This window comes from Leptolyngbya sp. FACHB-321 (genome assembly GCF_014695975.1).
Lineage (GTDB): Bacteria > Cyanobacteriota > Cyanobacteriia > Leptolyngbyales > Leptolyngbyaceae > Stenomitos.
Map to the genome: position 1 here is coordinate 96,289 of NZ_JACJPI010000082.1, position 12,766 is coordinate 109,054.

General features: G+C 49.0%; 7 protein-coding genes and 1 CRISPR repeat array. All 7 genes read left to right on the forward strand.

The features are described from left to right. Positions 1 to 48: 48 nt before the first annotated feature. Entirely contained in the window at positions 49 to 1,080 is a 1,032-nt protein-coding gene (gene cas7d / locus H6F76_RS25425; protein WP_190512492.1) for a type I-D CRISPR-associated protein Cas7/Csc2, read from the forward strand. Positions 1,081 to 1,083: 3 nt separating this feature from the next. After that, positions 1,084 to 1,887 (forward strand): type I-D CRISPR-associated protein Cas5/Csc1, encoded by an 804-nt coding sequence (gene cas5d, locus H6F76_RS25430; RefSeq protein ID WP_190512494.1) that lies wholly within the window; start codon positions 1,084 to 1,086, stop codon positions 1,885 to 1,887. Further along, entirely contained in the window at positions 1,877 to 4,162 is a 2,286-nt protein-coding gene (gene cas3 / locus H6F76_RS25435) for a type I-D CRISPR-associated helicase Cas3' (protein WP_190512496.1), read from the forward strand. The genes cas5d and cas3 overlap by 11 nt, the downstream gene beginning before the upstream one ends. 13 nt (positions 4,163 to 4,175) lie before the next feature. Further along, on the forward strand, positions 4,176 to 4,991 hold the full coding sequence (gene cas6 / locus H6F76_RS25440; protein WP_190512498.1) for a CRISPR-associated endoribonuclease Cas6: 816 nt from the start codon (positions 4,176 to 4,178) through the stop codon (positions 4,989 to 4,991). After that, the gene (gene cas4 / locus H6F76_RS25445) at positions 4,991 to 5,578 is read left to right on the forward strand and encodes a CRISPR-associated protein Cas4 (RefSeq protein ID WP_190512513.1); all 588 of its coding nucleotides are present in this window, start codon (positions 4,991 to 4,993) and stop codon (positions 5,576 to 5,578) included. Before cas6 ends, cas4 begins: the two co-directional genes overlap by 1 nt. A gap of 83 nt (positions 5,579 to 5,661) precedes the next feature. Continuing rightward, a complete protein-coding gene (cas1d, locus tag H6F76_RS25450; protein ID WP_190512500.1) occupies positions 5,662 to 6,666 on the forward strand; it encodes a type I-D CRISPR-associated endonuclease Cas1d in 1,005 nt (334 codons plus the stop codon). A 4-nt stretch (positions 6,667 to 6,670) separates the two neighbouring features. Continuing rightward, a complete protein-coding gene (gene cas2, locus H6F76_RS25455; RefSeq protein ID WP_190512502.1) occupies positions 6,671 to 6,943 on the forward strand; it encodes a CRISPR-associated endonuclease Cas2 in 273 nt (90 codons plus the stop codon). 281 nt (positions 6,944 to 7,224) lie between these two features. Beyond that, positions 7,225 to 12,705: a CRISPR direct-repeat array (repeat unit 37 nt; unit sequence GCTGCAAACAGCCTGAAACCCTTACAGGGATTGAAAC). The last annotated feature ends 61 nt before the right edge of the window (positions 12,706 to 12,766 follow it).

A 12,766-nucleotide genomic window follows, 5' to 3' on the forward strand; every position in this document is an offset into this window, starting at 1 on the left:
GCCTGCTCTGTTATTCACTATTCATTAATCCATCACTGAGGAACTGTCATGACAATTGAGAAACTGAATCCATTCTTTGCCGCGACCTACGAAAACTTTCCCAAAGGTCGAACGATCGGTCTAGTGGTTTTGCGAACGTCCTTATCTGAGTTAATTCTGCGTACTGAAGGCACTGGTGAACCCATGTGCCGCGAGTTTGTATCTGCCGGATTGACACCGGAGGCTCGTAAGTCAATTGTTCAGCGTCTTGTAATGACCAAGCGAAAACAAGTTGCACCAGAACGACGCAAAGGACGGGAATATCTTCGTGCTCAAGACTTACTCCGCCCAAACAAAGATGGTGTACCTTGCGCGCTTAATACCAATGCGCCCTGTGAAATGTGTGTGGACTGTTTTCTGTATGGCTTTGCAGCAGGCGGCGGCGGCGCTCAGAAAAGCCGGATTTGGACCGAAGATGCCTTCAGCATTTTAACTGCAACAGATACGTTGGGCGATCGCACCATCAACGCTATCTTTGAAACCGGAACCATGCGCGATGAAAAAGGCAACCCTTCTACAGCGCTCAATACCAGCGAATATATCAAACCAGGCGTTAATTTTCTCGATGTGGTCACGCTTAAAGATGTGACAGCAGATGAGTTTCGCTACATCATCGGCAATATTTTGCTGACCAGTCGCTATGGTGCGGTCTCTAGTCGTGTAGGACGCATGGAGAATCAAGTTCTGGGCATCTTTGGTGGCATTGCTGAATTACCAAGCTCATTGGAGTTGGTACAAGCCGTTCACGATCAGTTCACGATAAATAATAAGCCCTTGGAACATCCACTAGACAATGGTGAGCTAATTGATGTGACTCAAACCGTGATTGCTGATTGGATTAACCGCAGAGGGGTTTCAGTGCAACTGTCTAACGAAGAACTAGAAACGGTCATTGCTGATGTCGATCATCACTGGACAGACGCAGAGCGCGAAACGTTTTTGAAGCGACTGGATGAATCCTACGAACCGTTCCGTCAAGTGGGCGAAAAGAAAGCCAAAGGTAAAGGCAAGAAGCAAGAAACTGTTGAAGCAGGGAGCTAGTCCATGTCTGAGCAATTGAGTCTGTTAGACGATGCAAAACCTGCTACAAAACCACTCTTCAAAACGGCAAAATTGATTGAATTGTGGTGTGCGGAACCTGTGTTTTTTGCCTCTAGGGAACTGTCCGACACCTATTACACGGAAGGTGCGATCGGAAACTATGCTCTGGCGTATGCTTTGGGCTGGGCGCGATCGCCTTACCGGCTTACCGGACGCGATACCGGACGACCACGCTATATCGAAGATCTCACACCACTGAATCAAGAGTGCTACATTCTTCCAGCCTGGTCAGCCACAGGTAGCCCAACCTTTCGCTTTGAGCGGTTCAATGCGCTATCAGATTCCTACTGGTATGCGATGACGAATAACCGAGTTGCCACAGCCCGTCAAGATATGCTCAGGGTGCGACAAGGTGACAAGCCCAGCACGTTTCGCCCCAGCAATTATCCCCAAACAGGACGGCTACGCATGATTGAGCGGGGCAACCGTTTTCATACATTGGTGTTCGGCGAGCGTGAATTGCCAGAATACATCCGTTTGGGTAAATTCATGAGCAAAGTTCGCGTTGCACTCTTAGATGAAAAGCCTCTGGTACATCTGCCAGTTGATGACTACACTAGCCAAGCTTATTTCAGCACAGCCGATTTACCCACCGGGATCAATCTCTTATCTTTTGACTTAATTTCAATGCCACCCACGTCTCTGTTGAAAAATCTTCGCTTCCATGCTGAGGCGTGGCAAATCGGCGACTATATCGTTCCAGCCAACTTGCAATTTTGTGGTGAAGTTAATAGCAATGGCATATAACCCGATTGCAATGCAATTAGAACCAAGAAGCATTGCCGCCTGTAAGGAGCCTCCGTCAGCATTACACTTTCTCAAGAATGCTCTGCAACACCAGGTTGACGTATTTGAAGCTGCAAAAGATCACGATATCATCCTGGACTTGGCTCCAACCGGAACGGGCAAAACAAAAGCGGGCTTAACCGTGTTGCTTCACCAGCCAACCAAGAACGCTGTTTATATTGCACCTACCAATGCCCTGATCGAGCAGCAAACGAAGGCGGCAGAGGAATTTGTCAAAGATGCAGGTTTACCTCACATCGTTAAGGCGGTGTCTGCTAAAGAAGTGAGAACGTGGTCAAACGATCGCGTCGGCGCACGTCCCGGTGAGAAACTCTATAACCTCTTGAGAAACCCTGCAACAATCTTTCCAGGCGTAGGTGAAAACCGTCCTCTGCTGCTGGTAACAAATCCCGATATCTTCTACTACGCGACCTTCTTTAGCTACCATCGGCTCGATAAAATCAATGTCGCAACCAGTTTTTACACCCAATTCTCAACCATTATCTTTGACGAGTTTCATTTATATGATGCAAAGCAACTCGTCGGACTCCTGTTTTACTTAGCCTATCTGAGTATCTTCGGTTTCTTTGAAGCAGGTAGACGAGTGGTGCTCTTAACTGCCACACCGGAACCTGACTGCGAGAAAGCCTTGGCAGTGTTGGAAAGTCGCGGAGTCCGCATCAAACAAATCAATGGTGAATTGGGATCGCGTCAAGTTCCATCACAAAGCACCGTTCACTTAGAAATTCGTCCCCAGTTAGAACGGGATGCGCTGCTGGCAGAACTTGTTAAGGACGTGACTAAACGATTAGAAACGTATCCTGATCAAAATGGAGCAGTCATTCTGGATTCCAAAGTGCAGATTAATGATTTAGCCAAGTTACTTCAAGCACAAGGATTAGCTGAGCGAATTGGTAGGCTTCACGGCTCTACCCCTCAGCTAGAGCGACTTCAGTCAGCCCAGCGGCAGGTCATTCTAGCCACGAGTACAGTTGATGTCGGTTTTAACTTTGAACGACACCCCGCACCCTCGCGTCAAAACCTGGATTGGTTGATTTTTTCAACCCGTGATCGTGCAGCGTTTTGGCAACGAATTGGACGGGTTGGGCGAGTACTCGGTAAACAAAAAACTGAAATTCCGTCTTATGCGATCGCCTATCTTTCAGAAAGAGCTTGGGATGAAGGTCTAGCCACCTTGTCTGCAACCGATGGGCGAGATGCTTTGAAGGACAAACTGCAAGAACTCAAAGCGCTTGAACGTCCCTTTCTCAGAGCTTACTGGCAGTCCGAAGCCTTTCTAGAAGCTGCCCGTCCCATGCTCATGCTAGAGGAGCTATTGGAAACATTACCCCAAGCGGACCTGGTCCCAAAGCTCTTTGAGACGTTAAAGGCGACATTGGGCGGCAATCGCGATTGGAAGTATTATCAGCAGCGGATGAGAGCGTTACAAGCTGCACAGTCGATCACCACCGCACCAGATCAAGATACTGCTGAAGACCCGCTCAAATTTGTTAAAGGTCAATCAAAATGGGCGATCACAGCAGCATTCCTCAAAAGTGAATCACCCGAAGATTGGGAACTGCTAAAGACAAAGCAAATTCCCCTAAGTCGCTTTGAACAGTTATTTCGAGAAGATGCTGAAGTCGCAACTCAACTTAAACACTTTGCTTCTGTCTTCAGCGCCAGCTATGCACCGTTGTTTCAGTTTCGCTCTAACTTGTTTGAGAGCCTATGCATCCGTGACCCTAAAGGGTTCTTACTTGATCTATCCGAAGAAACTCAGCTGGATCCAATCCATTTGCTAAGGAACTATGAGTTTGTTTGCGATGGTGACGAAATTGTCATTGTTGAACGTGCACGAGAGACCTATGAATTAAGTTTTCACCTACGCTATTACGGTAGCTCTGAAGCTTTTACCAGAACCCAGTTAAATAAACTGACTGCTTTTCAGTCTTGTCAAATCCGAAGACAGCTTAAAGGTTCTACTGTTCCAACTCCTTTACTCAAAGAGCTAGAAAAGTCATGGTTGCCAGGAGTTGTTGTATCAGAAATGGCAAATCAGGGTGCAGTTTTTCGACTTCGCAAACAAGGTATTGAGTCATATTTAATTTCGGTCACTTGTGATGATGCCAAGAAGAATTACAAAATTTTTCCTGGGTTGGCTGGCATTATGACTGCTGCCATGAACGGGGTCAAAATTCGCTTGGTGGATGAAGAAGAATTTTGGATTGCTTGATACAGAGGTCGTTATGCCACATAGTCTTATTCTCAACCTACTGCCCGCTTCTCCGATTCCATCAGGGTATCTGACTGGCAAACATCTTCATGCGTTGTTCCTAACGCTAGTGAGTTCAGTGGATAAAGCGTTGGGCGATCGCCTACACGAACAAAAGACAGAGAAAGCCTTTACCCTTAGCCCGCTGCAAGTGAGCAATCGTACTCAGCACGATCGCACGTTGCAATGGGGACACAAACAACCGATTCCGGCTGGCACTCCCTGCTGGTGGCGCATTTCCCTACTGGATGAGACACTGTTTAGCCATTTAACTCCCCTGTGGCTGAACCTTAATCCAGCCCATCCCTGGCATCTTGGTCCTGCCGATTTGCAAATTACCAATATTCTGGGCACCGCTCAATCGACCCAGCCTTGGGCAAACTTTAGTCCTTACAAGCAGCTATATGAGCAAGCATCGGACAGCACCCGCCAGCTTGCCTTCAGCCTTTGCACCCCAGCCACCTTTCGGCAAGGAAAATATGATTCTGCCTTGCCAACGCGGGAATGCGTCTTTCAGAGCTTGCTCCACCGCTGGAATCGTCACAGCGGCATCTCTTTTCCCGACACCCTCCTTGCTTTCCTCTTTCCCAGCTTCTTCGACCTTCGCACTGAACTTGTCAACGATCCAAACAGCAAGTGGGCAGGCTGTGTCGGCACCATTACCTATCGCATTTTGGGTGACGCAGACCCACTCACGATCAAACAGCTCAATACACTGGCAGATTTCGCTCTCTATGCAGGCATTGGACGGAAAACGCCGATGGGTATGGGCATGGTCAGGAGGGTATGATGGATGACTATATTCCCATTGCGGCACTCAACCAATACGCCTACTGTCCCCATCGCTGCTGGCGCATGTTCTGCCTCTGCGGCTTCACCGATAATCAGTACACCATTGAAGGCACCAGCCTGCACGAGCGCGTGCATACGGTGGGTGAGAACCAGCGCGAGGATACCTGGCAGGTGCGGGCAGTCTGGCTGAAATCAGAACAGTATCGGCTCATTGGGAAAGCGGATTTGATTGAGGAAAGGGATGGTCGCTGGGTCCCTGTGGAATATAAACGGGGCAACCGAGGCGAGTTTGACAATGATGCGCTACAGGTCTGTGCTCAAGCGCTCTGCCTGGAAGAGATGACGGGTAAGCCGATCCCCCTCGGCTACGTCTACTATGCCCAAACTCATCAGCGCCAGCCTGTAGCGATCGACGTGGTGCTCAGGCAAGCCACGCTTGCCACGATCGCTGCTGTTGCCCAAATCTTGAACACCGGAGCCATGCCACCAGCCAGCTACACTCCACGCTGCCAAGGATGCAGCCTCTATCAACAGTGTTTGCCTAAAGCCGCAGAGAAGGTCAGTCGCTATCGAGAGGCAATTTAGGCTACAGATGACAAGCAACAGCATCACTCTCCACGCCCCATCCCCCCATTATTCAACTTAAAACAGCAACACGCAAAACTTTCATGGGTACTCTCTACATCACTCAAGACGATGCCTTCATTGGCAAAACGGATGAACGCCTGACCGTGCGGGCAAACAAACAAACTTTACAAGACATTCCGCTCATCAAGCTTGATGGGGTTGTCATCTTGGGACGCGCCACGGTTTCACCTGCGGCTGTGATGGAACTACTGGAGCGCAAGATTCCGCTGAGCTTTCTCACCCACATGGGACGTTATTTGGGACGACTCGAACCCGAACTGAACAAGAATATTTTTGTGCGAGCCGCGCAGTGGAAGGCGATCGCCCCCTCCGAACAAGCATCCCATCTAGTGCGTGGTTTTGTGCGAGGGAAACTGAAGAACTACCGTAACGCCTTGCTGCGAGGACAACGGGAATATGCTGACCTCGATTTTCAGCCAGCCTTGACCCAATTAGAGCAGGCAATTGCCCCGCTTGATGCCACCAGTGCGATCGATTCTCTGCGCGGACTCGAAGGCACTGGCAGTGCTGCCTATTTTGGCAGTTTCAATCGCCTGCTGCGCGTAGATGAGTTTCAGTTTGAAGCCCGTCGCCGTCGTCCACCCACCGATCCAGTGAATGCGCTGCTGAGTTTAGGTTACTCGCTGTTGCGCCACGATATTCAAAGCGCAGTGAATCTGGTCGGCTTCGATCCCTACCTCGGCTATTTACACACGCAACGCTACGGTCGTCCTTCTCTGGCACTGGATTTGATGGAAGAATTTCGTCCGCTAGTAGTGGATGCGGTGGTGTTAAGTGGGTTAAATCGGCGCACACTCACCCCCTCTGACTTCACCACCGAACCCTTGAGCGATGCCGTTTCGCTGACCTTAGAAGGACTCCGCACCTTCCTGCGGCTCTATGAACTCAAGAAGCAGACTAAATTTAAGCACCCAGTACTGCAAACCCAATGCACCTATCAGGAGTCGTTTGAGCTGCAGGCAAGACTGCTGGCGAAGTACTTGCTGGGAGAGACAGACAAGTATCCACCGCTAGTGCTGAAGTAGCCTGATGCATGTAGTGATCAGTTACGACATCGCGGACGACAAACGCCGCACTAAGCTCCACAAAATTCTTAAGTCCTATGGACAGTGGATGCAGTACAGCATGTTTGAATGTAATTTGACGGAGACGCAGTATGCCAAGTTGCGTTTGCGTCTCAGCAAGCTCATTAAGCCCGAGCAAGACAGCCTTCGGTTTTACTTTCTCTGCGCGTGTTGTCAAGCTAAAGTCGAGCGGATCGGTGGTGAAACTGTCCGCGATGAAACGATCTTTTTCGCCTGACTTTAGCTCTTTCTGTACTGATGTCCCTTTGCAAGCGCGGGTGGGGGGCTGTTTTTATGCAGGCTTGCAGCATTGAGTGGCATCACCTTGACAGTCAAGGTTTCAGCGGTTACGACCAATGCTCTCTCCGCGCAATCGTCCAAAAGCCGACTAGACTTGCTCTGTGGGCATAAAGCGAAGATAACGTTTTACCAAACCAGTACTTTGAAATGCTACGATCCTGTTGATCCGCGCAGTCGAACCTTGAAAACTCCATATAGACGATATTTCCAGTGCCCGCCGCTGCAAACAGCCTGAAACCCTTACAGGGATTGAAACAGATTGCCGCAGGGATGGCAATAATCGGCAATCCAAGCTGCAAACAGCCTGAAACCCTTACAGGGATTGAAACATCTGTGCCGCTAGCGCGAATAAACCCATTTCACGCAAGGCTGCAAACAGCCTGAAACCCTTACAGGGATTGAAACAGGCATTGAAGAACGTATGAACGAGATCATTGAAGGCTGCAAACAGCCTGAAACCCTTACAGGGATTGAAACCACTTGGTGGACGTTCCACGGTTTAGCGTAGCTAGGCTGCAAACAGCCTGAAACCCTTACAGGGATTGAAACCTAGTCCTGAGTTCTTTTACGTTACCTACGATCAAGCTGCAAACAGCCTGAAACCCTTACAGGGATTGAAACGACATTGCAAGCATAGCACCATAGCCAGAAGTACCGCTGCAAACAGCCTGAAACCCTTACAGGGATTGAAACGCTTTGGTGAGGACGTTGTCTTCACCAGCGGTGGCTATGGCTGCAAACAGCCTGAAACCCTTACAGGGATTGAAACTTTCGAGATTGGCACAAATCCATTAACAACTTTTGGCTGCAAACAGCCTGAAACCCTTACAGGGATTGAAACGAACAGCAATCTTTGTGTTAATAACTTCTGTGGCTGTTCGCTGCAAACAGCCTGAAACCCTTACAGGGATTGAAACACAAGCTGTACCAGATAGCAAACTGGGTATCATTTGCTGCAAACAGCCTGAAACCCTTACAGGGATTGAAACGTTAGCCAGAGGCGTTAACGGTGAAACCAGCGCAGGCTGCAAACAGCCTGAAACCCTTACAGGGATTGAAACATCTGAGGTTTATTAAAGTTGTACTTTTAAGTTCAAGCTGCAAACAGCCTGAAACCCTTACAGGGATTGAAACAGTTCTTGTGAATAATCATCTCCACTACTAACACGCTGCAAACAGCCTGAAACCCTTACAGGGATTGAAACCCCTGGTATCCCTTTTCTGCCTCCGATACCGATGCGCTGCAAACAGCCTGAAACCCTTACAGGGATTGAAACACTGGTGTGGATTGCTTTGCTTGTCTGTGTGGTTGGCTGCAAACAGCCTGAAACCCTTACAGGGATTGAAACAACGTTTTTATCTATTTGCCATTTATTAGCAGTGTTGCTGCAAACAGCCTGAAACCCTTACAGGGATTGAAACACATAACCTTTTTCGCCTAACCTCCAATACCTAGCGCTGCAAACAGCCTGAAACCCTTACAGGGATTGAAACGGAAGCAGTACAGCCCTTTCCTATCGTCAGTATTGCTGCAAACAGCCTGAAACCCTTACAGGGATTGAAACATGAACACATCATCTGAGAAAATCAACTGGCAGCCGCTGCAAACAGCCTGAAACCCTTACAGGGATTGAAACAAGACCCGATCCTGATTCACTTCGAGAACTTCGAGCTGCAAACAGCCTGAAACCCTTACAGGGATTGAAACCCGCTCCGTGCCCTCAATCGGCCCGGCTTTGGTCGCTGCAAACAGCCTGAAACCCTTACAGGGATTGAAACAGCAGTAGTGCTAAAGCTGGCGATCTAGCCGATGGAAGCTGCAAACAGCCTGAAACCCTTACAGGGATTGAAACACCTATACCTACTCCTGCATAGCGCAGGGTGGGGGCTGCAAACAGCCTGAAACCCTTACAGGGATTGAAACCAGTGGAGATGGCCAGCGACCGCACTGGCTTAGAGAGCTGCAAACAGCCTGAAACCCTTACAGGGATTGAAACCTAGAAGCATCAAATGAACCAAAAGCAACTGATAGGCTGCAAACAGCCTGAAACCCTTACAGGGATTGAAACACCTGGTAATGAGAAGCACGCCTGCTTGGTGTGGGCTGCAAACAGCCTGAAACCCTTACAGGGATTGAAACTTCACCCTGAGACTTGCAACATTTACCCCCTTGCGCTGCAAACAGCCTGAAACCCTTACAGGGATTGAAACTAGGTTGCCGTGGGTTCCCGTGGTGGAGTTTGCGCTGCAAACAGCCTGAAACCCTTACAGGGATTGAAACTCATACACCATAGACGACCATATCGCAGCAATGAGCTGCAAACAGCCTGAAACCCTTACAGGGATTGAAACTGGGAACGTAATCAACTGCTTGCTGCACCATCTACGCTGCAAACAGCCTGAAACCCTTACAGGGATTGAAACAGACCTCTTAGAAAAGCTGCAAGACCTGTTGGAAGGCTGCAAACAGCCTGAAACCCTTACAGGGATTGAAACACGTCCCCCGATGCGTTTTCTTCACTGTACTGAGCGCTGCAAACAGCCTGAAACCCTTACAGGGATTGAAACAATCTGTTGTGTGTTGATGCCTGCGATCGACGTAGGCTGCAAACAGCCTGAAACCCTTACAGGGATTGAAACAAGTCTCTAGCCGCTAAGGGTGCCGATGACCCCAAGCTGCAAACAGCCTGAAACCCTTACAGGGATTGAAACAGATGTAAGCTGCTTGAGTTTATCGGGACTGCACGCTGCAAACAGCCTGAAACCCTTACAGGGATTGAAACTCTAAGCAGGAAGCGCTTGAAATAGCGAAGTTAAAAGCGCTGCAAACAGCCTGAAACCCTTACAGGGATTGAAACATGCAATCCCCTGGTATGGCAGCAGCGGTTCACCTGCTGCAAACAGCCTGAAACCCTTACAGGGATTGAAACGCGTAGCACTGGTAGACCGTAGGGGGTTGCTGGGGGGCTGCAAACAGCCTGAAACCCTTACAGGGATTGAAACAAAAAGTGAGAAAATTAACGCTACAAAATGTCAGGCTGCAAACAGCCTGAAACCCTTACAGGGATTGAAACCTAAAGGAATAGTATAACTAGCCCTTTCTAAGCTAGACGCTGCAAACAGCCTGAAACCCTTACAGGGATTGAAACTTCGATTTTGTTATGCCTCAGGTGCTAGCCTTTGCGCTGCAAACAGCCTGAAACCCTTACAGGGATTGAAACAAAAACTGCGATGTCTCACAAGTCAAAAAACACGTTATCGCTGCAAACAGCCTGAAACCCTTACAGGGATTGAAACCAGTTCGCCACTAGCCCTTAGAGAGTCTACATAATTGCTGCAAACAGCCTGAAACCCTTACAGGGATTGAAACTTAGACAGTGCAGGCATAGTAGACGTAGTGAACGGCTGCAAACAGCCTGAAACCCTTACAGGGATTGAAACCACAACGTTCTACGGGATCGCCCAAAACCGATTATCTACCGGGCTGCAAACAGCCTGAAACCCTTACAGGGATTGAAACCAGCCATCATTACCGATTGTGACGATTATTTCTACAGCTGCAAACAGCCTGAAACCCTTACAGGGATTGAAACTTGCTTGAGGCGATCTATAGCGTCCTGTATGTGTGCTGCAAACAGCCTGAAACCCTTACAGGGATTGAAACAAGATGCTAGATGCGAACGACGAGCCGGCCAGCCAGGCTGCAAACAGCCTGAAACCCTTACAGGGATTGAAACAGAGGTTGGATCACCCCTTAGAACGTCTAGAGGGTGCTGCAAACAGCCTGAAACCCTTACAGGGATTGAAACAGAGACGGCAGGCTTGTTTCGATTTGACAACAACGAGGCTGCAAACAGCCTGAAACCCTTACAGGGATTGAAACAGACACAGTTTGAAGCGCTCTTGGATCACAAATTAAGCTGCAAACAGCCTGAAACCCTTACAGGGATTGAAACAAGCAGTACCTTCTGAATGGCGCAGGCATAAGCATGCTGCAAACAGCCTGAAACCCTTACAGGGATTGAAACATACTCGGGCTTTGCGAACGTAGTCCGGAAATCCCAGCTGCAAACAGCCTGAAACCCTTACAGGGATTGAAACTTTTAATACTCAAATGGATGAGGCAATAGAATCCAGCTGCAAACAGCCTGAAACCCTTACAGGGATTGAAACTAAGTGGGGACACTTGATCCCTACTCTGATTTTTGCTGCAAACAGCCTGAAACCCTTACAGGGATTGAAACGAAAGATTCGCGTTAACAGTGCGGCTGGCGAGTCTGCTGCAAACAGCCTGAAACCCTTACAGGGATTGAAACCGCCCAATTTTTGGGAATTGCGACTCGCACGATCCAAGCTGCAAACAGCCTGAAACCCTTACAGGGATTGAAACCACAAGTGAAGAAGGAGATCGACCACTCAAGCTTAAGGCTGCAAACAGCCTGAAACCCTTACAGGGATTGAAACGAAGACATCGACCCGCTAACACCAGGTAATCAAGTGAGCTGCAAACAGCCTGAAACCCTTACAGGGATTGAAACAGCACCGATCGCAAACCCTAGCGGAGTTGTGGCAGCGTGCTGCAAACAGCCTGAAACCCTTACAGGGATTGAAACTCTACGCCCAAACCCTCTAGACAGCTTGAAAACAGGCTGCAAACAGCCTGAAACCCTTACAGGGATTGAAACATACTGCGTTTGATCTTGTAGAAGAATATAAAGAGTGCTGCAAACAGCCTGAAACCCTTACAGGGATTGAAACAGAGTAGCGATCGTTGTAGCCCACATCAGGCAACCCGCTGCAAACAGCCTGAAACCCTTACAGGGATTGAAACACAGTACAGAGACAGGAGCGACGAAATAAGGACAGGCTGCAAACAGCCTGAAACCCTTACAGGGATTGAAACACCTACCAGCACACCTTGAACGGCCTGGTAGTTGCTGCAAACAGCCTGAAACCCTTACAGGGATTGAAACAAACGAGTGATGGCTGGGGCGTAGTTTCAAGGGTTGGTGCTGCAAACAGCCTGAAACCCTTACAGGGATTGAAACAAGGAGTGGCTTACTTTTCTAATGCGGCTGCCTGGGGCTGCAAACAGCCTGAAACCCTTACAGGGATTGAAACAAGAGAGTGATGGCTGGAGCGTAGTTTCAAGGGTTGGGCTGCAAACAGCCTGAAACCCTTACAGGGATTGAAACGGGGCAATAAGTGACCCAGGCGGCGCAGTTAACGCGCTGCAAACAGCCTGAAACCCTTACAGGGATTGAAACAGAAGCGATCGCACTTGGTAAAGCGCTAGCCGTCACGCGCTGCAAACAGCCTGAAACCCTTACAGGGATTGAAACCCGTTTGTAGTTTTCCACCTGTCGCCGTGCAAAACGCTGCAAACAGCCTGAAACCCTTACAGGGATTGAAACAAGCTCGATCGCCACGGTTGCCTTCCGGTGGTAAAGCTGCAAACAGCCTGAAACCCTTACAGGGATTGAAACCTAGAAGGGGAGCCGACTTGGTACAAGCTTGGCGAGCTGCAAACAGCCTGAAACCCTTACAGGGATTGAAACGTAACTGCTACTGGCTGGGATGCTTTCTTTAAGTGCTGCAAACAGCCTGAAACCCTTACAGGGATTGAAACATTTCACCCGCTCAGATTGGGCATCTAACCAAAGGCTGCAAACAGCCTGAAACCCTTACAGGGATTGAAACTAGAGCAGATTCAAGCAAGGCTAGGTCGTTGCAGGCTGCAAACAGCCTGAAACCCTTACAG

Coding starts and splice junctions, on each gene's coding strand:
- cas4 (WP_190512513.1), top strand. CDS start 4,991: ATGGATGACTATATTCCCATTGCGGCACTCAACCAATACGCCTACTGT.
- cas1d (WP_190512500.1), top strand. CDS start 5,662: ATGGGTACTCTCTACATCACTCAAGACGATGCCTTCATTGGCAAAACG.
- cas7d (WP_190512492.1), top strand. CDS start 49: ATGACAATTGAGAAACTGAATCCATTCTTTGCCGCGACCTACGAAAAC.
- cas3 (WP_190512496.1), top strand. CDS start 1,877: ATGGCATATAACCCGATTGCAATGCAATTAGAACCAAGAAGCATTGCC.
- cas6 (WP_190512498.1), top strand. CDS start 4,176: ATGCCACATAGTCTTATTCTCAACCTACTGCCCGCTTCTCCGATTCCA.
- cas5d (WP_190512494.1), top strand. CDS start 1,084: ATGTCTGAGCAATTGAGTCTGTTAGACGATGCAAAACCTGCTACAAAA.
- cas2 (WP_190512502.1), top strand. CDS start 6,671: ATGCATGTAGTGATCAGTTACGACATCGCGGACGACAAACGCCGCACT.